General features: G+C 67.4%; 24 protein-coding genes. 15 read left to right on the forward strand and 9 right to left on the reverse strand.

The features are described from left to right. The first annotated feature begins 27 nt into the window (after positions 1 to 27). On the forward strand, positions 28 to 705 hold the full coding sequence (gene trhA, locus CWC60_RS06525) for a PAQR family membrane homeostasis protein TrhA (RefSeq protein ID WP_206419800.1): 678 nt from the start codon (positions 28 to 30) through the stop codon (positions 703 to 705). A gap of 124 nt (positions 706 to 829) precedes the next feature. Here the strand turns inward: trhA and CWC60_RS06530 are convergent, their stop codons facing one another. Next, positions 830 to 2,365 carry an acetyl-CoA acetyltransferase gene (locus CWC60_RS06530; RefSeq protein ID WP_109793181.1) on the reverse strand — a complete coding sequence of 512 codons (1,536 nt, stop codon included), beginning with the start codon at positions 2,363 to 2,365 and terminating at the stop codon, positions 830 to 832. Between the two features lie 251 nt (positions 2,366 to 2,616). On the opposite strand from CWC60_RS06530, the gene CWC60_RS06535 reads away from it, so the two are divergent. Continuing rightward, the gene (locus CWC60_RS06535) at positions 2,617 to 3,531 is read left to right on the forward strand and encodes an alpha/beta fold hydrolase (protein WP_164516405.1); all 915 of its coding nucleotides are present in this window, start codon (positions 2,617 to 2,619) and stop codon (positions 3,529 to 3,531) included. Here CWC60_RS06535 and CWC60_RS06540 read toward each other — a convergent pair. Then, on the reverse strand, positions 3,497 to 4,744 hold the full coding sequence (locus tag CWC60_RS06540) for an MFS transporter (protein WP_109793183.1): 1,248 nt from the start codon (positions 4,742 to 4,744) through the stop codon (positions 3,497 to 3,499). The genes CWC60_RS06535 and CWC60_RS06540 overlap by 35 nt on opposite strands. Before the next feature lie 162 nt (positions 4,745 to 4,906). Between CWC60_RS06540 and CWC60_RS06545 the strand changes: the two genes are divergently transcribed. The 3 genes from CWC60_RS06545 (at position 4,907) to CWC60_RS06555 (ending at position 10,039) form a co-directional block, all read left to right on the forward strand. Then, positions 4,907 to 8,284 carry a carboxyl transferase domain-containing protein gene (locus tag CWC60_RS06545; protein WP_109793184.1) on the forward strand — a complete coding sequence of 1,126 codons (3,378 nt, stop codon included), beginning with the start codon at positions 4,907 to 4,909 and terminating at the stop codon, positions 8,282 to 8,284. A gap of 118 nt (positions 8,285 to 8,402) precedes the next feature. Further along, positions 8,403 to 9,638, forward strand: coding sequence for a bifunctional glutamate N-acetyltransferase/amino-acid acetyltransferase ArgJ (gene argJ / locus CWC60_RS06550; RefSeq protein WP_109793185.1), 1,236 nt, complete (start codon positions 8,403 to 8,405; stop codon positions 9,636 to 9,638). Continuing rightward, positions 9,635 to 10,039 carry a (deoxy)nucleoside triphosphate pyrophosphohydrolase gene (locus tag CWC60_RS06555; RefSeq protein ID WP_109793186.1) on the forward strand — a complete coding sequence of 135 codons (405 nt, stop codon included), beginning with the start codon at positions 9,635 to 9,637 and terminating at the stop codon, positions 10,037 to 10,039. The genes argJ and CWC60_RS06555 overlap by 4 nt, the downstream gene beginning before the upstream one ends. Before the next feature lie 118 nt (positions 10,040 to 10,157). Here CWC60_RS06555 and CWC60_RS23505 read toward each other — a convergent pair whose 3' ends face one another. Continuing rightward, complete coding sequence (locus CWC60_RS23505; RefSeq protein ID WP_164516406.1) at positions 10,158 to 10,553, reverse strand: DUF4168 domain-containing protein; 396 nt, start codon at positions 10,551 to 10,553, stop codon at positions 10,158 to 10,160. A gap of 131 nt (positions 10,554 to 10,684) precedes the next feature. On the opposite strand from CWC60_RS23505, the gene CWC60_RS06565 reads away from it, so the two are divergent. From CWC60_RS06565 to CWC60_RS06590, 6 genes are all read left to right on the forward strand, one after another. Beyond that, complete coding sequence (locus CWC60_RS06565; RefSeq protein WP_206419801.1) at positions 10,685 to 11,272, forward strand: RNA polymerase sigma factor; 588 nt, start codon at positions 10,685 to 10,687, stop codon at positions 11,270 to 11,272. Then, a complete protein-coding gene (locus CWC60_RS06570; RefSeq protein ID WP_109793188.1) occupies positions 11,269 to 12,231 on the forward strand; it encodes an anti-sigma factor family protein in 963 nt (320 codons plus the stop codon). Before CWC60_RS06565 ends, CWC60_RS06570 begins: the two co-directional genes overlap by 4 nt. A gap of 135 nt (positions 12,232 to 12,366) precedes the next feature. Further along, positions 12,367 to 13,371 carry a tryptophan--tRNA ligase gene (trpS, locus tag CWC60_RS06575; RefSeq protein ID WP_109793189.1) on the forward strand — a complete coding sequence of 335 codons (1,005 nt, stop codon included), beginning with the start codon at positions 12,367 to 12,369 and terminating at the stop codon, positions 13,369 to 13,371. Between the two features lie 36 nt (positions 13,372 to 13,407). After that, positions 13,408 to 14,427 (forward strand): DUF2333 family protein, encoded by a 1,020-nt coding sequence (locus CWC60_RS06580; protein WP_165787536.1) that lies wholly within the window; start codon positions 13,408 to 13,410, stop codon positions 14,425 to 14,427. 54 nt (positions 14,428 to 14,481) lie between these two features. Beyond that, positions 14,482 to 14,970, forward strand: coding sequence for a universal stress protein (locus CWC60_RS06585; RefSeq protein ID WP_109793191.1), 489 nt, complete (start codon positions 14,482 to 14,484; stop codon positions 14,968 to 14,970). A gap of 41 nt (positions 14,971 to 15,011) precedes the next feature. Further along, entirely contained in the window at positions 15,012 to 15,602 is a 591-nt protein-coding gene (locus CWC60_RS06590; protein ID WP_109793192.1) for a hypothetical protein, read from the forward strand. A 44-nt stretch (positions 15,603 to 15,646) separates the two neighbouring features. Here the strand turns inward: CWC60_RS06590 and CWC60_RS06595 are convergent, their stop codons facing one another. The 4 genes from CWC60_RS06595 to ku form a co-directional block, all read right to left on the reverse strand. Then, positions 15,647 to 16,102, reverse strand: a complete 456-nt coding sequence (locus tag CWC60_RS06595; protein ID WP_164516408.1) for a hemerythrin domain-containing protein — start codon at positions 16,100 to 16,102, stop codon at positions 15,647 to 15,649. A gap of 49 nt (positions 16,103 to 16,151) precedes the next feature. Beyond that, positions 16,152 to 16,607, reverse strand: coding sequence for a hemerythrin domain-containing protein (locus CWC60_RS06600; protein WP_109793194.1), 456 nt, complete (start codon positions 16,605 to 16,607; stop codon positions 16,152 to 16,154). A gap of 120 nt (positions 16,608 to 16,727) precedes the next feature. Beyond that, a complete protein-coding gene (gene ligD / locus CWC60_RS06605) occupies positions 16,728 to 19,280 on the reverse strand; it encodes a DNA ligase D (protein ID WP_109793195.1) in 2,553 nt (850 codons plus the stop codon). Between the two features lie 3 nt (positions 19,281 to 19,283). Further along, positions 19,284 to 20,138, reverse strand: a complete 855-nt coding sequence (ku, locus tag CWC60_RS06610) for a non-homologous end joining protein Ku (protein ID WP_206419802.1) — start codon at positions 20,136 to 20,138, stop codon at positions 19,284 to 19,286. A gap of 151 nt (positions 20,139 to 20,289) precedes the next feature. Here ku and CWC60_RS06615 point away from each other — a divergent pair, with 151 nt between their 5' ends. Both CWC60_RS06615 and CWC60_RS06620 read left to right on the forward strand, forming a co-directional pair. Further along, positions 20,290 to 20,784 (forward strand): DUF421 domain-containing protein, encoded by a 495-nt coding sequence (locus CWC60_RS06615; RefSeq protein ID WP_109793196.1) that lies wholly within the window; start codon positions 20,290 to 20,292, stop codon positions 20,782 to 20,784. A 121-nt stretch (positions 20,785 to 20,905) separates the two neighbouring features. Beyond that, a complete protein-coding gene (locus CWC60_RS06620; protein WP_164516409.1) occupies positions 20,906 to 21,349 on the forward strand; it encodes an EF-hand domain-containing protein in 444 nt (147 codons plus the stop codon). Positions 21,350 to 21,355: 6 nt separating this feature from the next. Here CWC60_RS06620 and CWC60_RS06625 read toward each other — a convergent pair whose 3' ends face one another. Next, entirely contained in the window at positions 21,356 to 21,772 is a 417-nt protein-coding gene (locus CWC60_RS06625; RefSeq protein ID WP_109793198.1) for a hypothetical protein, read from the reverse strand. 145 nt (positions 21,773 to 21,917) lie between these two features. Between CWC60_RS06625 and CWC60_RS06630 the strand changes: the two genes are divergently transcribed. After that, complete coding sequence (locus tag CWC60_RS06630; protein ID WP_109793199.1) at positions 21,918 to 23,573, forward strand: L,D-transpeptidase family protein; 1,656 nt, start codon at positions 21,918 to 21,920, stop codon at positions 23,571 to 23,573. 62 nt (positions 23,574 to 23,635) lie between these two features. After that, on the forward strand, positions 23,636 to 24,217 hold the full coding sequence (locus CWC60_RS06635; RefSeq protein WP_109793200.1) for a PAS domain-containing protein: 582 nt from the start codon (positions 23,636 to 23,638) through the stop codon (positions 24,215 to 24,217). Between the two features lie 116 nt (positions 24,218 to 24,333). Here the strand turns inward: CWC60_RS06635 and CWC60_RS06640 are convergent, their stop codons facing one another. Next, a complete protein-coding gene (locus tag CWC60_RS06640; RefSeq protein WP_109793201.1) occupies positions 24,334 to 25,332 on the reverse strand; it encodes a site-specific integrase in 999 nt (332 codons plus the stop codon). Positions 25,333 to 25,340: the final 8 nt, after the last annotated feature.

Here is a 25,340-nt window from a genome sequence, read left to right on the forward strand (position 1 = left end):
GCTTGCCGCGCCGCCGGATCCGACCAGATGAAGATTGACGACGACTGCGGGAGACCGGAAGGGATGGGCCGCCACTACAGCCGCGCCGAACGCATCGCCGACGGCCTTGTCCACGCCATCGGGCTGGCGCTGGCCATGGGCGCCTGCGCCGCGCTGGCCGCCCTGGCCCTGCCCGCTGCGGATGCGCTCAGGATGGCCGCGCTGGTCATCTATGCCGGCGGACTGGTGACCATGCTCGGCTGCTCGGCGGCCTACAACCTGATGCCCGAGGGGGACTGGAAGGGTATCTTCCGCCGCCTGGATCACGCCGCCATCTTCCTCATGATCGCCGGCACCTACACGCCCTTCACTCTGGTCGCCATTGGCGGCGCGTGGGGCTGGAGCCTGTTCGGCGTGGTCTGGGCCGGGGCCCTCGCCGGCGCCATGCTGAAGCTGGTCTGGCCGCACCGCTTCGAACGGCTGTCGATCGCCGTGTACCTGCTGCTTGGCTGGGTGATCCTGCTCGCCCTGGGCCCGATGTTCGCGAACATGTCGCTGCAAGCCATCGTGCTGCTGGGCGTCGGCGGCCTGCTCTACAGCCTGGGCGTGCTGTTCCACCTCTGGGAGCGGCTGAAGTTCCAGAACGCGGTCTGGCACGCCTTCGTGCTCGCCGCAGCCGCCTGCCACTACGTGGCCGTGGTAAGCGAGGTTGCGCTGGCGGCATGACCGGTCGGCGCGTACTTCCGGTGTCACCCCCGCCAGCGCGGAGCGGTGCGCGGGGATCGAGTCCAACACCAGGCTGGATCAGCCCGGTCCCCGAGTGGCATCGCCATCGGGGACGACATTGCTTTCACGCCGGCACGAAGATGTTGACGCCGTCGGCGGTCGAGACCTGCCCGGCGCGGCCCAGATAGTCTGTCCGTTCCATCTCCGCCAGCAGATCCGGGTCGGCGGGCGTGTTGGCGATGAAGCGCCGCCCGTCGTCCAGCCTGCCGAACAGGATCGCGTAGCTCGGTCCCTTGCGGTCGTGCATCACGGTGTAGGTCTCGATCTCCGCCGGGCCTTCGGCGAACTCGGCCACTTCCGGCCCCTTCTCGGCGTCGATCCGCGCCTGATAGGTCGCCGGATCGGCGGGGGAGAACGGCTTCTCCGGCATATCGGTCGAGTAGATTCCCGCCGACTGCTTGGTGACGTAGTTGCCGTTGGAGGTGACGAGGCCCCAGGAGCCGGGCCGGGCGCGGACCCGGTTCATCATCTCGGCGATGGAGTGGGTGACGTAGTTGTTCCCCGGTCCGCCGAAATAGGGCAGGCCGCCGGTCACCGTCAGCCCGCGCGGGTCGTCCTCGGCGATCCCCATCTCGGCGCAGGCGATCTGCACGGCGGAGGGGAAGCAGGAATAGAGGTCGAGGAAGTCCATGTCTCCGACCGACTTGCCCGCCATGCGGCAGGTCTCCTCGCCCACCGTGCGCATGGCCGGCGAGCTCCAGTGATTGATCCGGTCCGACAGGTACCAGTGGTCGTTGGCGTCGCCGCAGCCATGCAGGAAGACCCACTTCTCCCGCGGGATGCCCAGTTCCTTCGCCCGGGCCACCGACATCAGGATGACCGCGGCCGACTGGTCGATGAAGGCGTTGGCGTTCATCAGCTTCGTGTAGGGGAAGCCGATGAAGGGGTTCTTCTCGCTGACCGTGGCGATCTGTTCGGCGGTGAAACCGTCGCGGCGATCGGCCAGCGGGTTCGCCGCCGCCACCCTGGCGAAGCCCTCGAACAGGCGGCCCATGGACATCAGGTGCTCGTCGATGGTTTCGCCCTTGTGGCCGCGGATGGCGTTCTCGACCAGCGGATAGGCGAAGATCGCGCCGGCCATGCGGTGGCGGTCTTCCATGTCGCTCCAGCCGCGCTTCGAGACGCCCCAGCGCTCAGGCTCGCCGCCCGGATCCTCCGACCAGTCGAGCTCCACGCCGGCACGCTGGGCGGCCTTCTGGGTCGCCAGCGCTTCCCCGCCGGCGATCATGGCGGCCGAGAGCTCGCCGCGGGTGATCATCTCCGACATGCGGCTGATGCACCACTGGGTCATGTTCCCGCCGGCATGGGTGTAGACCAGCCGCTTCGCGTTCGTTGCGCCCAGCCGTGCGGCGAGCGATTTCGGTGGGTTCGTATAGCGGCCGAACGGGCAGGTGAAGCGCCAGCTGGTGTCGGAGAAGGAAGCGAGCTGGACGACGGTGTCCAGCGCCTCCAGCACCTGCCGCTCCGCGCCGGCGTCCTTCGCGGCCTCCGCGCCGGCGGCCGCTGTCAGGTCCATCGGCGACAGGGCCGCCCTGGGGTCTTCTTCCCGCTGGGTGACCTGGCCCGAGCCGACCAGGACCGGAATGCGTGTCTCGTCCATCGTCTTTCCTCCCCTGAAGACATGCCCGTACTCACGGTGTCATGCCCGCTTTATGCGGGCATCCGGTCCAATCATCAACTTGCGGCCAAGCCGCTCCGGATCCCCGCACAAGGCGGGGATGACATCGGCAAGGGTGCTGCGTCGTCGCGTCCTTGCTCCTGCGAGAGATTGTCTGCGTGCCCGGCCGGTACATCAACGCCCTTGGCAGCATGGCGGCTGCCCGCGAAAATGGCCGCCAGGGGAGATTCTGCATGACCGACGTTCCGTCCGACCTGCTCAAGGTCCGCGCACCTGCGCCCGACTGGTATCACGCGAACATGGCCGACGCCGGCGAGGAACGCTTCGTCGACGTCGACGGCTGCGCCGTCCACTACCTCTCCTGGCCCGCAAAGCGGAAGCCGGCCAGGGGCGGGCTGCTGTTCGTCCACGGCGGCGGCGGCCACGCCCACTGGTGGAGCTTCATCGCGCCCTTCCTGGCGCAGACGCACGACGTCGCCTCGATCAGCCTGTCGGGCATGGGCGACAGCGGTGCGCGGGACAGCTATGGCGCCGACGTCCGGGTCGCCGACATGCGCGGCGTGATCGCCGATGCCGGTCTGGCCGGCCCGGTCGTGGTGGTCGGCGCCAGCTTCGGCGGCTTCATGGCCAGCCGCTTCGGCCAGACCCATGGCGATGAACTGGCCGGCATCATCGTCTGCGATTCCCCGCTCCGCCCGCCGGAGCGCCGCGAGGAAGATCTGAACCGCCGCCCGCGCATGGGCAACAAGCGCCACTACGAAAGCTTCGAGGAGGCGCTCTCGCGCTTCCGCCTGGCCCCGGCCCAGCCCTGTGACAACGAATTCCTCGTGGAGCATATCGGCCGGCATTCGATCAAGCGGGAGCCGGAGGGCTGGTGCTGGAAATGGCACGGCGGCGCCATGGACAATAGCCGCTTCGGCGAGCCCTTCGACGACTTCCTGGCCGAGGCGACCTGCCGGAAGGCCTATCTCTACGGCGAGAAGTCCGCGATCGTCGATGAACAGAGCCGCGACTACATCCGCGGCCTGATCGGAGAGGACGCCCCGATGGTCGGTATCCCCGAAGCCCACCATCATCTGGCGCTGGACCAGCCGCTGGCCTTCGTCGTTGCCGTCAGGAGCCTATTGGCGGGCTGGCGCCTTTCCTGACATGGGCGATCAGCATCGCGCCGGAAATCAGGTTGCCGGCGATGACCACGGCGAACGGCGCAGCGTAGCTGCCGGTCAGCTCGATCAGGGCCCAGATCAGCGGCGGCGCCGTCATCCAGCCCAGTGAAGCGAAGGCGTAGGCCCGGCCGTTCATCTCGCTGACCTGGCCCGCGGGCGCGCGGAGCGACACGGCGGTCATGAACACCGGCGACCAGCTGTTCCCCGACAGTCCGGCCAGCACCGCGATCGGATACATCACCCATGCCGGACTTTCCGGGGTCAGCGCCAGGGCGCCGGCGATGGCAACCGAGGCGCCGACGGCCAGGATCGCCAGCGTGCTCTCCGGCGAGCCGATCCGGTCGGAGAAATACCCGGCCAGCGGCCGTCCTGCGATGGCGGAGAGCTGGACGATGCCGAAGAACGCGCCGGCGGCGATGGGGTCCAGGCCGACGCCTTCCAGCAGGTAGATGTAGGTGAAGGTGAACAGCGAGGTGTGGGAGACCGCGAAGGCGATGGCGGTCCAGCCCAGCAGCCGGAGGTCCTTCGGCAGCAGGAAACGCTCCAGTGCGCGTCGCAGGCCGAGGGGCGTCGAACTCGATGGCGGCGCGGCGTCGGGCCGGAAGCGGAAGACCGGTGCGAAGATCAGTGTGCCGAGGGCGGTCACGACGACGGTCGCCAGCATCACCCAGACCCCGGCGCGCCAGCCTACCGCCAGCATCAGCGCGGGCAGCAGATAGCCGGCGGCGGTTCCGGCGACCGAGACGCCCGACTGCCGGATCGCCATGAACAGTCCGACATGCCGGCGCGGCGTGTTGGCCGACACCATGGTGACATTGGCCGGACCGTAGGGGCCATAGCAGACGCCGTAGAGGAAGGCCGACAGCATCACCGTCGTCCAGGTCCCGTTGAGCGCGATCAGGATCGACAGGGCCATGCCCGAAAGCGATAGCACCATGGTGGCGACGCTGCCGACCCGGCGCATCAGCTGGCCGCAGAACGGGCTGGCGATGGTGGTGCCCAGGAAGATGAAGGTGAAGGTGAGACCGAAATCGCGCTCGTCCAGGCCGGTTTCTTCCGCCAGACCCGGCGCCAGCAGTGTGAAGGCGATGAAGCCGAAGGCGGCGGCGCCCTGGCTGAGGAAGGCGGCGAACAGCGTCCAGAGACTCCGGGCGTCGATGCGGCTCGGAACATCTGTGAAGCTGGTGTCGGGCAGGGCGGGTCACCGTAATCTGGAAACTCGGCCACAACCTAGTCAGGCCGCGCAGCGGGCAGAACCCGCAAATATCGCAGGTCACGGCTTCGGCTGACGGGCCAACGGGTCTTTGCACTGCGCGCCTGGCTGCGGCACACTCCGCCGCCGGGGAGGCCAGTTCGCATGAAGAAACTACTTGTCGCCAATCGAGGCGAAATCGCCGTTCGCGTGATGCAGACCGCCGCCGAGCAGGGCTGGGCGACGGTCGCCGTGCATGCCGACGACGACGCCGAGAACCTGCACGTCATCCGGGCGGACGAGGCGGTCGCGCTGGGGGCGAAGGGCGTCGCGCCCTATCTCGACATCGCCCGTATCGTCGACGCCGCGAAGCAGACCGGGGCGAGCGCCGTCCATCCAGGCTATGGCTTCCTGGCCGAGAATGCGGACTTCGCGCGCGCCTGCGCCGAGGCGGGACTGACCTTCATCGGCCCGGACGCCGACGTGCTGGCGCTGTTCGGCGACAAGGGTCGCGCGCGAAGCCTCGCCATCGAGCACGGCGTGCCGGTGATCGAGGGCACTGAAGGCCCGACGGACCTGGATGAAGCGCAACGCTTTCTCGACGGTCTCGGGGCCGACGGCGCGGTGATGGTCAAGGCCGTCGCCGGCGGCGGCGGCCGCGGCATGCGGGTCGTCCGCGCCGGCGAGGATCTGGCGTCCGCCCATGAACGCTGCCGGTCGGAGGCGAAGCAGGCCTTCGGCAATCCTGACGTCTATGTCGAGCGGCTGCTGCGGCCGGCGCGCCATGTCGAGGTGCAGGTGCTGGGCGACGGGCAGGGCGGCGTGACCCATTTCCGGGAACGCGAATGCTCGATCCAGCGGCGCAACCAGAAGATCGTCGAGGTCGCCCCCGCGCCGGGGCTGGATGGCGACGTCAGAGAAGGACTGATCGAAGCGGCGCTGAAGCTCGCACGCGCGGTGAACTACCGTGGTCTCGGCACCTTCGAGTTCCTGGTCGACGCCCGACCCGACGCGCCGGCGCCGGGCTACGCCTTCATCGAGGCCAATGCCCGTATCCAGGTCGAGCATACGGTGACCGAGGAAGTCTGCGACGTGGATCTGGTGGCGCTGCAGCTCGGTGTCTGCGAAGGGCGGAGCCTGGCCGACCTGGGCGTCGCCGGCGACCGGCCCGAGCCGAAGGGCTACGCCATCCAGCTCCGCGTCAACATGGAGCGGATGACCGAAAGCGGCGATGTCATGCCTTCCGGCGGCGTCCTGCAGGCCTTCGATCCGCCGACGGGGCGCGGCATCCGCGTCGACAGTTTCGGCTACGCCGGCTACCGCACCAGCCCGAGTTTCGATTCCCTGCTGGCCAAGCTGATCGTGCACAGCGCCGACGCCGACTATGCCGTCGCCGTGGCCCGCGCCTATCGCGCGCTGTCGGCCTTCCGCATCGAAGGTGTGGCCACGAACATTGCCTTCCTCCAGAACGTGCTGAAGCACCCGGACGTCGTGGCCAACCGCGTCGACACAGGATTCCTCGAGAGCCGCATGGCCGATTTCGTCAGGCCCGGCGAGCATCCCAGGCTCTATCGCGAGGTCCAGGCCCCGGCGGCCGGCGGCGGACGGCGCCAGGCCGGCGCGAAGGTGCAGAACTCCGACCCGCTGGCCATCCTGGCGTTTGGCAAGCAGGAGGCCGAAGCCCGCGCCGCGGCGGCCGAGGAGCAGGCGCCCGATGGCGCAAGGCCGCTGCTGGCGCCCATGCAGGGGACCGTCGTCGCCATGGATGTGGCCGAGGGCGACGAGGTCCGCGCCGGTCAGCGCGTGCTGATCATGGACGCCATGAAGATGGAGCACGAGATCACGGCCGAGTTCTCCGGCGTCGTCCGCCAGCTCGCCGTCGAGGCGACGGACACGGTCTACGAGGGCGATCCCCTCGTTTTCATCGAGCCTGCGGATGTCGCCGGCGCGGCGGAAGCCGAGCAGGAGGAGGTCGATCTCGACCATATCCGCCCCGATCTCGCGGAGACGCTGGAACGGCAGGCGAAGACGCTGGACGAAAACCGGCCGAAGGCGGTCGAGCGACGGCGCAAGACCGGTCAGCGGACGGCCCGGGAGAACGTCGCCGACCTGATCGACGAAGGCACCTGGGTCGAGTACGGCTCGCTCGCCGTCGCTGCGCAGCGGACCAGGCGGTCCATGGAAGACCTGATCGAGAACACGCCCGCCGACGGCATGCTGGCGGGACTGGGGCACGTCAACGGCGACACCTTCCCCGAGCAGAAGAGCCGCGTCGCCGTGCTCTGCTACGACTACACGGTGATGGCCGGCACCCAGGGCATGCAGAATCACGCCAAGAAGGACCGGCTGCTGCAGCAGACGCTGCGCTACAAGCTGCCGCTCGTCGTCTTCACCGAGGGCGGCGGCGGCCGGCCCGGCGACGTCGATATCGGCCAGGTGGGCGGCCTGCACATCCACACCTTCGAGATGTTCGGCAAGATGAGCGGTCTGGCGCCCATCGTCGGCATCAACTCCGGCTACTGCTTCGCCGGCAATGCGGCGCTGCTCGGCTGCTGCGACGTCATCATCGCCACAGAGAACTCCAATATCGGCATGGGCGGTCCGGCGATGATCGAGGGCGGCGGTCTCGGCGTCTTCAGCCCCAAGGAAGTCGGGCCGATGTCCGACCAGGTGCCGAACGGCGTGGTCGATATCGCGGTCAGGGACGAGGCCGAGGCGGTGGCCACGGCGAAGAAGTACCTGTCCTACTTCCAGGGACCGGTCGCCGATTGGGACTGCGCCGACCAGCGGCTGCTGCGCCGGATCGTGCCGGAGAACCGCAAGCGTCTCTATGATGTCCGCGAGGTAATCGACGTCGTCGCCGACACAGGCTCGGTGCTGGAACTGCGCCGCGGCTTCGGGCTCGGCATGGTCACCGCGCTGATCCGCGTCGAGGGCCGGCCGCTCGGCGTCATCGCCAACAATCCGAGCCATCTGTCCGGCGCCATCGACACGCCGGGCTCCGACAAGGCAGCGCGCTTCATGCGCCTCTGCGACGCCTACGACATCCCGATCATGTTCCTGGTCGATACGCCCGGCATGATGGTGGGACCGGAGGTCGAGAAGACCGCGCTCGTCCGCCATTGCAGCCGGCTGTTCGTCGCCGGCGCCAATCTGACGGTGCCGTTCTTCTCCTTTGTCCTGCGCAAATCCTACGGTCTCGGCGCCCAGGGCATGGCCGGCGCCAGCTTCCACGCGCCGCTGTTCACCGTGGCCTGGCCGTCGGGCGAGTTCGGCGGCATGGGGCTGGAGGGCGCGGTCAAGCTGGCCTACCGGAAGGAACTGCTGGCGATCGAGGACCCGGAGGAGCGCAACCGCAAGTTCGAGGAGATGGTCGCCGCCTCCTACGAGAACGGCAAGGCGCTCTCGACGGCCAGCTATTTCGAGATCGACGACGTCATCGATCCGGCCGATACCCGGCGCATGATCGTCGCGGCGCTGAAGGCGGCCCCGCCGCCCGAGCCCCGCAGCGGCAAGAAGCACGCCTGGATCGACACCTGGTAGAGTTCCGGCAACCGTTTTTGCCTTCCGGGGCTTGACCGCCGGACCCGGTTCGGCGGTGATGCAGCTCTATGACCCGGGATCATATCCCGGGGCGTCGTCCACATGTGAGGCCCCTGTCATGCCCTTGCCCGTCTCGCCCCTTGCGCCCGAAAAGCAGCCCGAACTGCCGCCCATCGCCGGCTGCCGCTGCGGCGCGATCGCCGCCGGACTGCGCTACAAGGGCCGCAACGATCTGACCATGCTCGCCTTCGCGCCGGGCACGACCGTCGCCGGCGTGCAGACGACCTCCACCACCGCCGGGGCGCCCGTGGTCTGGAATGCGAAGCGGCTGCCCGGCGGGACGGCGCGGGCGGTGATTGTCAACGCCGGCAACGCCAATGTCTTCAACGGCGAGCGGGGTGAAAGGGATGTCGCCGCCACCGCTGCCGCCGTGGCCGAGGCGCTGGGCTGCGCCGCCGAGGAGGTGCTGGTCGCCTCCACCGGCGTGATCGGAGAGCCCATGCCGATCGACCGCCTGTGCGCGGCGGTGCCGGAACTGGTCGCCCATGTCCGCGACGACGGCTGGCCCGAGGTCGCCGCCGGCATCATGACCACCGATACCTTCGAGAAGCGCGCCACCGCCCGCGTGGCCATCGGCGGCGTCGAGGTGACCATCAACGGCGTCGCCAAGGGTTCCGGCATGATCGCGCCGAATATGGCGACGATGCTGTCCTATGTCGTGACCGACGCCAGGCTCCCCGCTACGGTGCTGCGCGACCTGCTCGGCCCCATCGCCGACCGCACCTTCAACTGCGTCACCGTCGACAGCGACATGTCGACCTCCGACATGTGCCTGCTGTTCGCCACCGGCATGGGCCCGGCCCACCGGGCTGTCGAGCGGGCCGACGATCCCGCGCTGGCGGGTTTCGCGGCGGCGCTGGAAGACGTGTTGCGCGATCTCGCCATCCAGATCGCCCGCGACGGCGAGGGCGCGCAGAAGCTGATCACCATCGACGTCACCGGCGCCGAGGACGGCCGGGCCGCCCGGACGGTGGCGCTCGCCATCGGCAATTCGCCGCTGGTCAAGACAGCCATCGCCGGCGAGGACGCCAACTGGGGCCGCATCGTCATGGCCATCGGGAAGTCGGGCGAAAGGGCCGAGCGCAACCGGCTGCGCGTCCGCGTCGGCGGCGTCACCATCGCCGAGGATGGCAGCCGCCGGCCCGACTACAGGGAAGCCGATCTGGGCGACCACATGAAGGGCCGCGACATCCGCATCGAGGTGGATCTCGGACTTGGCGAGGGCCGGGCACGCGTCTGGACCTGCGATCTGACCCACGGCTACATCGACATCAACGCGGACTACCGGTCATGACGCTGGTTCTTGTCGCCGCCGTCGCGCTGATCAACGAGCAACGCGAGGTGCTGCTGGCCGAGCGTCCCGAAGGCAAGTCGATGGCCGGCCTCTGGGAGTTTCCGGGCGGCAAGGTCGAGCCCGACGAAAGCCCCGAGGATTGCCTGGTGCGCGAATGCGGCGAGGAACTGGGGATACGGATCGACCCGGCGGACCTGCGGCCGCTGACCTTCGCCTCCCACGCCTATGACGACTTCCACCTGCTGATGCCGGTCTTCGCCTGCCGGCGCTGGGCCGGCACGCCTGCAGGGCTGGAGGAACAGCGCATCGCCTTTGTCGCCGCCGATGATCTGGCGAGCTTCCCGATGCCGCCGGCCGACGCGCCCATGCTCGGCGCCATCCGCGCGGAGATGGCGCGCTAGCCTGGAGCCGCGTTCGCGGTCGGCTGGAATTGTTGCTCGGCTTTCATTGCGTCCGGCCGCCGACCATCGCCGGGCTCCCAATCCCGGCGATGGTCGCTGTTGCGAAGTTGCGAAGTGGTCAGCCTTCCTCGCGGAGTTCCTGGACCGCATTGTTGATGCGCTGCTGCAGCGCCGGATCGGACGACGCCAGGTTGGCGATACGGCTGTACTCCTCGACGGAAATGCCCTCTCCCTCGACGGCGGAGAGCATTTCGCTGTTGGCTTCCTTGCGCATCGCCTGCTGCTGTTCCGCGCTTTCCGCGGTGGCAAGCCTCTGCTGCCATTCGTCGGAGATCTCCTGGATCCGGACGATCGCCGCGGCGAAAGCGTCGACCTTCCCGGCGCTGACCTCAGCGGATTCGCCACCCTGAGTCTGCTGTGCCTGTGCGGCGCTTTGGGGGGCGAGAGCCGGCGCGGTCGCTGCGGCCGCGGAGATGGCGATGGCGGCGGCGGCGAGGGTCAGAAATTTCGGCATTTGCTTGATTCTCCTGTTTGTTGTGCGGGCCGCTCGTTCATTTCCGGAACGCGGGCTCCGTCCCAAGGACAGGGCGTCCCGGCTCCGGGTTCCATCGGTCCGCCGGAATTTTTCGGGTTGCGGACGTCTGGATGGAACTTCCCGTCCGCGTGTCCTGTCCTTATCTGCAGGAGCGAATCTTTCGGATCGCAGGAAGGGCAGAGCCGTTGACCGAAATGCGATGGCTGATATCGCGAGAGATCCCTCACTTGCGCCGGTACGCCTTCGCATTGCTGGGCGACCGGAGCCGGGCCGACGATCTGGTGCAGGACACGCTGGAGCGGGCATTGCGCAAGAGCAGTCTCTGGAGCGGGCGCGGCACCTTGCGGAGCTGGCTGTTCCGGTTGCTCTACCGGCGTTTCCTGAATGACCGGAAGACGTTCCACGAGCGCCGGATGGTGCCGTCCGATGAGATCGGCGCCTACGAAAGCCCCGTTTCGGGAGGCCAGGAGGGACGCGTTGCATTGGCTGAGGCGTTGTCGGGCCTGAGCCTGCTGCCGCGGGAGCAGCGCGCGGCCATCCTGCTCGTTTCGCTCGAGGATTTCAGCTACGATGAGGCGGCACGCATCCTCGGAGTGCCGATCGGCACCTTGCGGTCACGCCTGTCCCGCGGGCGGGAAGCGCTTCGGATCTCGATGGAATCGGGGCCGGCCGGCCGAAAACTGAGGCGGGTGAAATGACAGACGATACCTGCTCCATCGGCGAACTCGATCTGCTGGCCTATGCGGACGGCAGGCTTTCGCGGGATCCCGAACGCCGCGCCGCCGTGGAACGATATCTCAGCGACAGGCCCCATCTGGCAGAACGGGTCGCCGCCTTCGCGCAGCAGGACAGCGCGATCCGGACCGCGTTCGATCCGGTTCTCGGAGAGCCCGTGCCGGAACGGTTGCGGGCGGTTGTCGAACGGCCGGCGCGCCGGCCGTCTCCCGTTCGCACGGGATTGCTGGCGGCCTCGCTGCTGCTTGCGGCACTGCTTGGCGGCGCCGCCGGCGGATGGATGCTGGCGCAGGACGGCTCGGATGGAACCGCGCGCGCAGCGTTCGTTGACAGTGTCTCCGAACATGCGGGGGACGCCGGCCTTGCCCTCTCCGGCGGCGCAGTGATCTCCGCCGCCGGCGGCGACGAGCCCATCGACTGGCTATCCCAGCAGATCTCGATCGGCGTGACCGTACCCGATCTCGCCCCGTTGGGGTTCCGTCTGGTGGAAAAGACGCTGGTGGATGACCGGGACCGCCCCATGGTCCGTCTGGTCTTTGCCGACGCCGATGAGCGTCATCTGACCGTCTTCCTGCGTCCGCGGTGGCGTGAGGACGCTCAGGATGTTCATACCATCAGCAGCGAAGGCATGACCATCAGCCACTGGGCCCAGGGGCCGGTCGTCTATGGCGTCACGGCGGCCGGTTCGGGCGCCGACAGCGTTGTGGCCAGGGTTACGGACCGGTTGCGTCGGGCCTTCGGCAGCGATGAGAGGACCGCGCCGGTGGTGGACCCTGCGCCGCTCCAGCCGCCGGCCGAACAGCTCAAGGTCCAGAATGACCTCGACGGCGCCCGTCCCCTTTCCTTCGGCAAGGACGGCGGCGGCAAACTGCGCGAGACATCCCCCGTGATCCGGCCGGAGCCTGCCATTTCGGTCAACTGAAGCCGCTGTCTCGGTCGAGCCGTCCGCGGGCAGGCGGTCCGCCGCCGTACGGATCGCCGAGCAGGTTGACCGCGCGTGCCGGTCAGCCTACAGGAACGGCCCGACCCGAACTCTTTCCAGACGGACATTCAGACCATGGCGACCGGCCGAATCTTTTCCGGCGTGCAACCGACCGGCAACCTTCATCTCGGCAACTATCTGGGCGCGATACGCAATTTCGTGGCGCTCCAGCACGACTACGAATGCATCTACTGCGTCGTCGACATGCACGCCATCACCGTCTGGCAGGACCCTGCCGAACTGAAGACCGCGACCCGGGAGGTCGCCGCGGCCTATCTGGCCGCCGGGATCGAGCCGAAGACGTCGATCATCTTCAACCAGTCGCAGGTTTCGGCCCATGCCGAGCTGGCCTGGATCTTCAACTGCGTCGCCCGCATGGGCTGGCTGAACCGCATGACCCAGTTCAAGGAAAAGGCGGGGAAGCACCGCGAGAACGCGTCGGTCGGCCTGTTCGTCTATCCCAACCTGATGGCCGCCGACATCCTGGCCTACAAGGCGACGCACGTGCCCGTCGGCGACGACCAGCGCCAGCATCTCGAGCTTTGCCGCGATATCGCGATCAAGTTCAACTTCGATTACAAGACCGAGTGTTTCCCCGTCACGGAGCCGCTGATCATGGGCGCGGCGACGCGGGTGATGAGCCTGCGCGACGGCACCTCCAAGATGTCGAAGTCGGACCCGTCGGACAATTCGCGCATCAACATCACCGACGACGCCGACACCATCGCGAAGAAGATCCGCCGGGCCAAGACGGACCCGCATCCGCTGCCCGAGAGCGTCGAGGGCCTGGCCGAGCGCCCCGAGGCCCATAACCTCATGGGCATCTACGCCGCGCTGTCCGACCAGACCAGGGAGGACGTGGTGAGCGCCTTCGCCGGCGCCCAGTTCTCCGCGTTCAAGCAGCAGCTCGCGGATCTCGCCGTCGAGAAGCTGGCGCCGATCGCCGCCGAGATGCGCCGGCTGATGGACGCGCCCGACCACGTCGACGCCGTGCTGGCCGATGGCGCCGACCGCGCCGCAGCGCTGGCGGCCCCGATCCTGGCCGAGGTCAAGGACATCGTGGGCTTCTTGCGCCGGTGACGCGCCCCACCCATGTCAGCTGCATGGGAACGGAGAATGTCTGAGAACATGAGCGAAATCGGGGCGGACAGCCGCGACCGCATCACTGGCGAGGACCGCCGCCGCCTGGGCAGCCGCTTTGGCGCCGGCAGGATCGTCCGGAAAAGCTGGAAGCCGCTGCTGATCGCCGTGGCGGTCTTCGCGGCGCTGTACTATCCGATCGGCATGGCGTTGATCCACGAGATCGACGACGATCTCGATTTCCGGGTCGAGCCCGCGGGGGTCGAGCAGGGGGCGAGCTACACGGTCGCCACCATGGCCGCTCTGCTGGACCGCGAAATCAACGAGCATCGCTGGACGCCCAACGATCCCTGGTTCACGCCGACGGCCGGACTGGACAACATGCCGAACTTCCAGCTCGGCATCGTCGACGCGCTGAGCCGCTTCTCGGTCGAGCTGCTCGACCAGATCGGCCGCGTCAGGGGTTCGTCGGCGGCGGACGAGGACCTGCGCGCCGCCGCGGGTCACCTCAAGATCTCCGGCGACAAATGGACCTGGAACCCCGAGGTTTCCTGGCTGCCGACGACCCCGGCCGAAGACGAGTACATGGCCGCGGCCCGTCGTCTGCAGACCTACAACACCCGTCTCGCCGGCGGTGCGGCGGTGTTCGACCGCCGCGTCGACAACCTGCAGGCGACGATCGAGCGCATCGTCGCCGATCTTGGCTCCGCCAGCCAGGCCATCGACGATCACGTGCGCGACTTTGCCGGCGGCTGGTGGATCGACTATCAGGTCGACGACGAGTTCTACCGCAACAAGGGGAAGATGTACGCCTACTACCTCATCTTCCGCGACCTGGGCCGCGACTACGAGTCGGTGCTGACCGAGCGGAACCTGACCCTGCCGTGGAACGAGATGCTGACGGTGATGCGCACCCTGGCCGGGCTCGATCCGCTGATGGTCATGAACGGCTCGCCCGACGGTCTGATCTTTCCCAACCATCTTACCAGTCAGGGCTTCTATCTGCTTCGGGCCCGCACCAAGCTGAGGGAGATCAGCAACATTCTGTTGAAATGACGGGCGACGGCCCGGCAGACTGATCGAAGAGACAACGGCCGGCAAGGCGACAGCATGAGCGGACCATCGGATGGGGGAAAGGCGCGCAACTTCCTCGTCGTCGTCGACGACACGCCGGAATGCCGGCTGGCGCTCCGCTTCGCCGCGCGGCGCGCCCGTTCGATGGAAGACGGTGGAGTCATGCTGCTTCGCGTCACCGAGCCGCCGGACTTCCAGCACTGGATGGGCGTCGGCGAACTGATGCGCGAGGAGGCGCGGGAGGAAGCCGAGGCGCTGCTCACCGACCTCGCCCACCAGGTGCAGCGCGATACGGGCATGACGCCCCAGTTCGTGATCCGCGAAGGCGACCTGGTCGAGCAGGTTGCAGGCGTGATCGAGGAAGACCTGACCATCCGCATCCTGGTGCTGGGCGCCTCGCCGGAATCCGGCGGCCCGGGCCCGCTGGTCCGGTTCTTCGCCGGCGACCGCGCCGGGTCCATGCGCATCCCGGTCACCGTCGTGCCCGGGACGCTGACAACCGATCAGGTGGACATGCTGAGCTGATATCCGACCTGTAGCGAATCCGTGGCCGCATCAGGAGAAGCATGAGCGAAACGGAGGCAGAAGACCGTGACGCGGCCGCCATCGCGGCCCTCAGACGCCGTCAGGACCGGTTCCTGACCGAAACCCTGCCCGGCGCGCTGGCGATGGTGAACCTGGAGGAGGCGGACGGCCCGGTACCGGTCGAGGTGGCGCCCGGAAGGGACATCTTCGGGCGGACATGCGTGCTGCGCGTCGGCGGCCGCGACTGGCGTTTCTGGTTCGGGCTGAATGTGTTCCGGCTGTTCGCGATCCATTTCGTGCCGGTCGATCTGCAGAACCCGCTGTTCCGCGCCGCCTGCGAGCGCCACGAGGCCGAGGACTTCATCGACTGGCTGCGCCGGGACGTCTTCGCTTTCACCTTCGGCGGCGCGGAGAAGATCGGCTACGACGTGAACTGGGAAGTCATCGAGGTCGATGGCCGGCGGTTCGTCTCGGTCTGGGCCGTGGCGCTGTGCGAGACGGACTTCCTGGAGCGGCCGGAACTGAGGCTGTTCTGGGCGCAGGACCTGGCGATGATGACGGAGTCCTTCATCCGCAACGCCGTGCGGGCCGAGCTGACCTTCGATCCGGCAGTGTCGCCCCGGCCGGTGTAAACGCGTGCGGGCCGCCGCCCGTGCGGCGGCCCGCCCCGTTCCTCTCAGCCCGCCTGGCGGTAGCCTTCGCCGTTCTTCCGCGCCAGGTAGGCGCGGCTCATCGCCTGCAGCCTGTCGGAGGGGATGGCCTTTTCTGCCGCAGGGAACAGCTCGTTCTGTTCGTCGCGGATGTGGTGTTCCAGCGCGTCCCGAAGGTCCTTGGCGACATCCATCCATCGCTCGCCGATCGAGCTCATGGCGGAAAGCCGGTCCAGCAGCATGTCGGCCTCGCGGTGCTCCTTCAGATCGTCGTTGATCTCCGCATCCAGACCGGTCGCCTCGCGGGCCTCGGGGTAGAAGACCTCCTCCTCGAAGCTGGTGTGCAGCTCCAGCTCGTCCCGGACCTTGTCGAGGAGCTGGCGGCGGGTGTCATCCTGGCTCTGGCTGGTGGAGAGCATGTCGTCCAGGGCGCTGAGCACCCGGTCATGGTCGTCCTTCAGGATCTCGGTGATGAATTGCATGGGTCTCGCTCCGTTTGTCTTCGTTCGTGGCTGATCGAATGCGTGGTGATCAACCGGCCTGCCTGACGCGGTCGTCCCCGCGGCGGGCGAGATAGGAACGGCCCATCTCCTGTAGCCTCTCTTCGGAAATGGCTTTCTCGGTAGCGGGAAAGAGTTCGCCCTGTTCGTCTTCGATGTGATGCTCCAGCGCATCCTTCAGGTTCCTGAGTTCCTTCATCCAGCGATCGCTTGTGACACTCATCGCCGAAAGCTTGTCCAGCATCTGGTCGGCTTCCTTGTGCTCTTTCAGGTCGTCCCGTATCTCCTCGTCCATCCCCGTCGCCTTGCGGGCTTCCGGATAGAAGACCTCCTCTTCGAAACTGGTGTGGAGCTCGAGATCCGTCTTGATCTTTTCGAACAACTCCTCGCGCGTCTTTTCAGAATTCTCGGTTGTTGCGAGAATATCGTCAATCACACCCTGGACACGCCTATGATCCTCTTTCAGGATATCGATGATGCTGCGCATGGTACTCTACTCCTCTTATGCTACTTGCACTGATCGGCCCGCACTGGCGCATTTCACGGCCTCGCCACGCATGACCGAACGATCGACTTGGCTGGCGTTGCTGCGGCGTGCAAGTGCGACCTAATCGGCTTTGACGAAGGCCAGTAGTTCGTCGGTCACCGATTGACGCTCCTCGCCATAGCCTTCCCAGGGATCCGATTTCAGCCGTTTCAGCCGCGCGCCGATATTGTCCAGCGTGTAGCGGTTCGCCCGGTCGATGCGGGCGAGTTCCTCCCAGCCGACCGGCGTCGCCACGGGCGCGCCCGCACGGGCGCGGGGCGAATAGGGAGCGATGGCCGTGGCGCCACGCTCGTTGCGCAGCCAGTCGATGAATATCCGGCCCTTGCGCTTCGCCTTGGAGGCCTGGGCCACGTAGCCGTCGGGATCGGCGGCGGCCATCCGGCGCGCCAGGCCGGCGGCGAAGGCCTTGACGTCGTCCCAGCCGCGGCGGCGCTGGATTGGTACGATGACGTGGATGCCCTTGCCGCCGGTGAGCATGGGGTATGATTTCAGCCCCACGCCTTCGAGAATGTCCTTCAGTTCCCGCGCAGCCGCTCGCACGTCCCGGAAATCCAGGCCCTCGTCCGGGTCGAGATCGAAGACGATCCGCTCCGGCCGGTCGATCCGGTCCTTGCGCGCGCCCCAGAGATGAAACTCCAGGACGGCGATCTGCGCCGCCGCCACCAGCCCCCTGGCGTCGGAAATGACCAGGTGCCGAGCGGTCTTGCCGCCGCTTTCCTCGATCTCCACCCATCCGATCTCGTCCGGGGTCGAAGCCGTGTGGTGCTGCTGGAAGAAGCACTCGTCGTCGCGTCCGTCCGGACAGCGCACGAAGGTCAGCGGACGGTCCGCGAGCCAGGTCAGTATCCGTTCGGCATTGCCGTGCAGGTATTCGGCCACCCGGCGCTTGGTCGCGCCCTGCTCGGGGAACAGCACCTTGTCGGGGCTGGTGATGCGGACGTTTTCCAGTTCCATCTCGTTCTCCCCGTCGCCGGGCTGCGGCGAGCCAGTGCGCACCTCGCGCGCCGCCTTGTCCTCGCGCAGGCCCTTGTAGCTGGGATGGCGCAGCAGCCCGTCGCCGGTCATCTCGGTATAGGCGACCTGGGCAACCAGCTTCGGCGTGACCCAGACCGCGCCGCGCCGGGCTTCCGAGGGCGGATCGGCGAGGGGGCAGGTCTTGCGCGACAGCCGGTCGAGCTTGCCGCCCAGTTCGTCGAAGTCCCGCGCGTCGTAGCCGGTGCCGACGCGCCCGCGATAGACCAGCTCGTCGCCGTCCCAGGCGCCAAGCAGCAGGGAGGAGAAGGGCCGGCCCCTCTTGTCGGACCTGCGGTAGCCGACGATGACGAACTCGTCGTCGCCGACGCATTTCGACTTCAGCCAGCCGCGCCCGCGGCCCGACTTGTAGGGCGCATCGGCCTTCTTCGACACGATGCCTTCCATGCCCATGTCGCAGGCCTTCTCGATGGTCGCCTCGCCGGAGCCTTCGATATGGTCGCTGTAGCGCACGCGCTGGTCCTTCGCGGGGACGACGTCCGCCAGTTTCGCCTTGCGGTCCGTCAGGGGCGACTTGCGAATGTCCTTTCCGTCCAGATGCAGAAGGTCGAAGACGTAGTAGCGCAGCGAAACATCGCCCTTGCGCTGGCTCTGCTGAAGCCGGGAGAAGTTGCTGTGGCCGCGGTCGTCCAGCGCGACCAGCTCGCCGTCCATGACCGCGCTGTCGATCTTCAGTTTCTTCAGCGCCCCGGCGACATCCGGATAGCGATCCGTCCAGTCCTTGCCATTGCGGCTGATCAGGCGCACCTCGCCATCCTTGATCTTCGCCTGGATGCGATAGCCGTCATACTTGATCTCGTGCAGCCATTCCTCGCCTTCAGGCGGGTCGTCGACCAGGGTCGCCAGCTGCGGTTCGATGAATTCGAGGGCCATGCCGCCGTTCCCCGTTCCGGCGTTCTTCCCTTTGCTCTTGGCGCCGGATGAACCGCCGCCCTGTCCCGAAGAGGATTTCTTCGGCTTCGTCGCGGCCCGGCCGCCGGGGCTGTAGCGTTTCCCCTTCTTCAGATCCTGGCCTTCGTCGGCGATGGTCTTCATCTTCCGGCGCGACTTCACGCTGGTGGTCCAGCGCTCGCCGGGCTCGGTCTCCGGATCGGCGTGGTCGTCCTTCTCCTTGACCAGCAGCCAGTTCTCCTTGCCGCCGTCCTTTCCCCCTTTCATGCGGACCAGCGCCCAGCCGCCCTTCAGCCGGGCGCCCTTCAGGGTGAATTTCAGCTCGCCCTTCTCGAGGGCTTCGCGGGGGTCGTCCTTCGCCTCCCATTCGCCGCGATCCCACAGCATGACGGTGCCGGCGCCGTAGCCCTTCGGAATCACGCCCTCGAAGCCGCCATAGTCGACCGGATGGTCCTCGGTGCGGACGGCGAGGCGCTTGTCGGACGGGTCGAGACTCGGCCCCTTCGGGATGGCCCAGCTCAGCAGCACGCCATCCAGCTCCAGGCGGAAGTCGTAGTGGTGGCGGCTGGCGTCGTGGGACTGGATCACGTAGAGGCGCCCGTCGGTCTTGCTGACAGACCCCCGGGGTTCGGGGCTCTCGCGGAAGTCCCGCTTCGACTGGTAGGTTTTCAGATTGCGGGTGCTTGCCATGGCTCAGCCCGCCGCCTTCTTCCGCCCGCCGCGACCTGAGGTCTGCCGCTTGCCCCCGCCGGATTTCTTGCCCTTGTCCACGCTCTTCTTCAGCGCGTCCATCAGATCGACGACGTTGTCGCCGTCCTTGCCGCGGCGGCGTTCGCCGGAACCGGCCACGACCTTGCCCGAGGAGCGCTTCTCCTCGATCAGCTCCCGCATCGCTTCGGCGTACTGGGAACGGAAGTTCTCCGGCTCGAAGGGCGCCGATTTGCGTTCGATCAGCTCGCCGGCGAGGTCCAGCATCTCCTTGTCCAGTTTCCTGTCCGGGATGTCGGCGAACACCCGGTCGCTCCTGCGGATCTCGTCGGCGTAGCGCAGCGTCTCCAGCAGCAGACCGTCGCCGCAGGGCTTCACCGCCACCACATAGTCGCGGCCCCGGGCGGCCATCTGGCCGAGACCGACCTTGCCGGCCTTGCGCAGGGCGTCGCGGATGACGCTGAAGCCCTCCTGCGCCACCTCGTCGTCGGCGGGAACCACATAGTACGGTTTCTCGAAATAGCGCGGGTCGATCTCCGGCGCGTCGACGAACTGCACCAGTTCGATGGTGCGCCGGGTCTCCAGTTTCAGCGCGTCCAGCTCTTCGGGTTCGATCAGCACGTATTCGTCGCCGTCGACGGCGAAGCCCTTGACGATATCGTCGGCGTCGACGGGTCCGATGCCGGGCACCACCTTTTCGTGGCGGACCCGTTTGCCCGACGGCTTGTGGATCTGATGCAGGGTGAGCCGGCCGGAGCGCTCGACGGCGGAGTAGAGCTCGACCCCAACGGTGACGAGCGACAGCCGGATATGTCCCTTCCAATAGGCGCGCATGGCCATGATGGCGGCCTCTTCGTTGTTGTTCTCCGGCCACCCCCGGGGAGCAGCCGTCTTGCACCGCCACAGCCACATGGGCATGTGCCCGGCACTGAAGAACCCCGACGCGATGTCGCGCCGGGGCGGTGCGACAGGAAGATGCGGGGATCGAGGAATGGAGACGTTCTACGAACTCATCGGCCGCGGCGCCGAACCGCTCGCTTGGTGGCAGATGTGCATCCGCGCGGCCATCATCCTGACCTACGCCGTCGCGCTCTACCGGCTGATGCCCCGGCGGGCCTTCGGCAACAGCGCGGCGATCGATATCGCGGTCATGGTCATCGTGGGCTCCTGCCTCAGCCGGGCGCTCACCGGCACGGCGCCGCTGCTGCCGACGCTTGCCGCCATGGCGCTTTTCGCCGCGCTCTACGGGGGCCTTTCATGGGCCGCCTATTACAGCCGGTGGGCTTCGAAGCTGGTGAAGGGGCGTTCCCTGCTGCTGGTGAAGGACGGCGAGGTCGATTGGAAAGCAATGAGGCTGGCCCAACTCGGCCATCGCGATCTGGAGGAGAACCTGCGGCAGAACGGCGTCGCCCAGATCGAAAGCGTGGCGGAGGCGCATCTGGAGCGGGATGGCTCGATCAGCGTTGTCCGCCGCGCCGAGCGATAGCGGGCGCCGGCGGGGCGCCGCGGTGCGGCGCGCCATCGCGGGCGCTTCAAGCAATGGCGCTGTCCGCCCATGTCGCAGGCGTCCGCCGGACAAGCACACAGGAGAACGGGAGACGCACTCCATGCGAAAGGCCACGCTCTTCACGCTCATCGCCATCGCCCTGGCCATGCCGGCGCAGGCGCAGAAGCAAACGCAGCATCGCCTGCCTGCCAGCGTCATGGACGGGTTCTACGTCACACTGGCCGATATCCGCGCCAACAGCCGGGCCGTCTTCGATGGTTTCGTCGGATCGGAGGACGGGGCCGTGACCCGAGCCGAATTCGTGGGCAATCCGCTGCCCGCGAAGGCGGGGCCGGCAGGTCACAATCCCGAACTCAGGCGGGAGGCGTTCGGACTGCTGGATGCCGACGACGACGGCCGGCTCACCTACGCGGAGTGGAGCACCCAGATCGACCGCGACGTCTCCTTCGCCGACGAGAACGAGGACGGCCGCATCTCGTTGACAGAACTGGCGTCCGCCCGCGAGAACATGGGCCTGGGCGACATGATCGGGATGCTGTTCTGATCGGTTTCAGTCCTCCCATGCCCGGTGACAGACCGTGTAGAGGAAGGTCGCCGACCAGGTGAGCAGCATGAAGCCGCCGAGCGACTGCATCATCGCCACCATGCGGATCGGACCGTATGCGTCGATCTGCGTGTAGCCGAGCGTGACGAAGTTGATGCCGGAAAAATAGATCAGCCCGCGCCAGGCCTCGCCGGGATTCGCCGCCAGGCTGCCCGTCCAGTCCATCTGGAGGAGCAGGTGATAGGCTCCGGCGAAAGCTACGATCTCGGCGGAATGCAGCACAAGCAGACCGGTGAAGACACCGATGATGGCGGCTTGCGGGCGGCGGTCCACGCCGGGTGTGATCCATCGGATCAACAAGAGCCCGTAATTGTGGGCTGCGCCGACCAGCGCCACCATTACAAATCCGGTCGCCAGCGCCATTGTCGGGTCCTTCCTCGCACGAGTTGGTTTGCCGCCTCCGGGTAGCCAGATACGGCCCCATGGTCGGGATTTGAAGGCCGGAGGGGAGGCGAGCCAGATCGCCGCAGCGCGTTGAATCGGGCGGCTGGGGGCAGACATCCGCTGGATGCTGAAAGGAACACGATCCTCCATTCTCGCCCTTTTCGTCTGTCTGCTTCCAGCGCCGGCGCTGGCGCAGAACGCCGTTGGCGGCGACTGCGGGCCGGTGGACGGCGAGCAGACCGCCTTCATCCGGGACGGCGCCGTCAGCCGCGCCCTTCATGCCCGGTTGAACGGTTGCGGACCGTTCGCCGTCGACGGCCACACCCTTGACCGGCAGGGGCTGGCAGCGTTCTACCGCGATCGGGGCTACCAGCCGCTCTGGGTCGGCGAGCAGGGCGCCTTGCCCGCCGCGCGGACCCTGCTGGACCAGATACGCAAGGCCGACCGGGATCTGCTGCAACCCGGCGACTATGCACCCGACGCCATCGCCGCGCGTCTCGATGCGGAGCGTCCTGCCGGGCTGGCCGAACTCGAACTGCTGGCCAGCCACGCCTTCGCCGAATACGGCGTCGATCTGGATCGCGGATCCGTCTCGTCGGAGATGAATTTCCTCAATGACGCCGTGGCGCCGAGAGACGCCTCCTACGGGTCGATCCTCGACCGCGCCGCCGGGGCGCCCTCGCTCGAACGCTTTGTCCGCCAGCGGCGGGATCTCAACCCGATCTATGTCGGATTGCGGGACGGACTGCCGCAGCTTCGCCGCGACCAGGACGCGCAGGATCGGGTGACCATTCCCGACGGCCCCGTAGTGGCCCGGGGAGAGCGGGACGAGCGGGTGCCGCTGCTGCGCCGGCGGCTGGGCCTTCAGCCGCCACAGGACGCTTCGGAGAGCGATCTCTACACGGCGGCTCTCGCGCAGGCGGTGGAGCGCTTTCAGGAGGCCAATGGCCTCGCCGCCGACGGCCTGCTGGGCCCGAACACCCGCACGGTCCTCAACACCAGTCTGCAGGACCGCCTGCGCATCGCCCGGCTGAACCTGGAGCGCGCGCGCTGGCTGCCCAGGGAGATGGGCGAGCGCCATATCGTGGTGGATATCCCCGGCTTCCGGGTGCGCCTGTTCGAGGATGGCCGCCAGGTCGCCTCCATGCGCGCCATTGTGGGACAGGAATACAACCGCACGCCGCCCTTCGCGGATCGCGCGGAGTACATCCAGGTCAATCCGTACTGGAACGTTCCCAACTCGATCCTGACGAACGAGATCGCGCCGAAGATGCTGGATAATCCCGACTACCTGGCCGAGAACAACATGGAAGTGCTCTCCGGCTGGGGCGCCGGCGCACATGTACTGGACCCCTCCCGGGTGAACTGGCAGGCGGCCTCGCGCGGCGACGCCGGCTTCCGCGTGCGCCAGCGGCCCGGGCCGGAGAACGCGCTGGGTCAGGTGAAGTTCATGTTTCCCAACCGCTATTCGATCTACCTGCACGACACGCCGCATCAGGAGCTGTTCGAAAAGAACCGCCGCACCTTCAGCCATGGCTGCATCCGCGTGGAGGAGCCCATGCGTCTGGCCGAGTTCCTGCTGCAGGGCACGTCCGGGGCCGGGCGCGAGGACGTCGCACGACTGATCGCCTCCGGCGAGCGCGAGCGTATCGGCCTCGACGTCCGGGTGCCGGTCTACATCACCTACTTCACGGCCTGGCCGGCTGCCGACGGCAGCATCGAATTCCGGCCCGACGTCTATGGCCGCGACGCCGAACTGCGCGACCAGATGTTCGAATGAGGCGTGGTCTCCGTCACATAACCGGAGCTTGTTCTTCGGACATCTTGTAATAGTTATACGGGATGGGCTCGCAGCTTGATCTCCTGACGCCGGAAATTGTCTCGCTCCACGACTACTGGCGCTCCAAGGCCGATGCCGACCGCCCGCCTGCGCGCCGTGACATCGATCCGCTGGAACTGGCGCCGGCGCTGCTGCCCCATATCGGGCTGATCGACGTGATCCGGGACGGCGGCGCGCTGCGTTTCCGCTACCGTCTCATCGGAACCGCGATGGTGGCTCTGTTCGGCGAGGATTTCACCGGCACGTTCGCCGACGAGAGCAAGACGGGCGCCTATGGCGCCTATCTCCACGATCTCTACAGCCAGGCCGCGCTGGGTCCGGCCGCGGTGGCTTCGGTGGCGCGTTTCGGCTTCCGCGGCTCGAACCGGCGCGTCGACCGGTCCTTCCTCAGGATGGAGCGGCTGATCCTGCCGCTTCGCGTGGACGAGGATGTGGGGATGCTGCTGTTCAGCAGCGTCGTCATGCCGGCGACCCTGGAGGACGGGCGGGGCGCGCCGGCGTTCCGGCAAGCCAGCCTGATCGGCTTCGACGAGACCCGACGCGGTGTCGCGCCGGTCGCGCGCGAGGCCGGAAGGGTAGCCTGACGGCGCGAGGCGATACCGGAAGGATGGAATTGGAGCGGGCGATGAGATTCGAACTCACGACCCCAACCTTGGCAAGGTTCTCAAGGCCTTCGAAATAGTCTCGTAAATTCAATGAACTAGGCGGAATTCCTTTTCCGGGTGCTCTTGTTTTGCACGTCCGGGAAGGCGTCCGAAGCGCGTTTGACGACATTGATGTCGGCGTGATCGTAGCGGGCGACGGAGCGGATGTCCTTCCACCGCCCGGTCTTCAGCAGGTCGACCGAGTCCTTGCCGCCATACTGGCGCATCCAGGTCGCATAGCTGTGCGAGCCGAGTTCGTGCGGGCGCAGATACTCGACCTCGGCGGCGGTGCACGCCGCCTTCAGCGGCTTGTAGACGCGGTGGTAGTCAGTCCAGCCGAAGAGCCGGCCGTTCGGGTAGTCCGGCAGGTTGGCGAGCTCGGCGACGACGACGGGCGGCAGATGGATCAGGCGCGGCTCCTCTGTCTTCGACGTCAGCAGCCGCGCCCAGCCTTCCGCCAAGTTCAGGTCGTTGCCGTTCCTGTCGAAGCCCAGCGCCTCGGATGGCCGGCAGCCGGTGTTCAGGATGAAGATCAGGAACGCGCGCAGGCGCTGGTCGCAGTGGGGGAGCAGCTTCCGGAAATAGTCCGGCGATCCGGCCCGCGTGACGGGCTTCTTCATTTTCGGCCGCCGCCATTTGCGCGGCTGGCACAGGCCGTCCTCGACGGCATGGTTCCAGACCGCGATGAACGGCGTGTAGATCGAGCGGTTGCGCCAGGCCCCGCCGCCATCGGGGCTGATCTTGCGGGCCGCCCGGTCGAGACGCGGCTGGTCGATCTCGGCCAGCCTGAGGTGCCGGAACTCCTCGATCAGCTTGCCTAGATAGCGGGATTCGCCGCCGTTTTCCATGTAGGCGACGGCGGCCTCTAGGAACGTCGCTGTCGCCTCGGCGCCATGGACACTACGGTGTTCGATTTCGCTTTCGCGCCGGATCCGGAGCGATTCCGCGAGGGTGCGGTCAGCAGTTCCTGTGCTCTCGAATACAGCCTGGCCTCGGACGGTGCCGCGGAGGTACCAGTTTTTCGACCGGCCGCGCCGGGTGAGCTTGAGCGGCATCTCATGGC

The sequence above is a fragment of the Minwuia thermotolerans genome, assembly GCF_002924445.1.
Lineage (GTDB): Bacteria > Pseudomonadota > Alphaproteobacteria > Minwuiales > Minwuiaceae > Minwuia > Minwuia thermotolerans.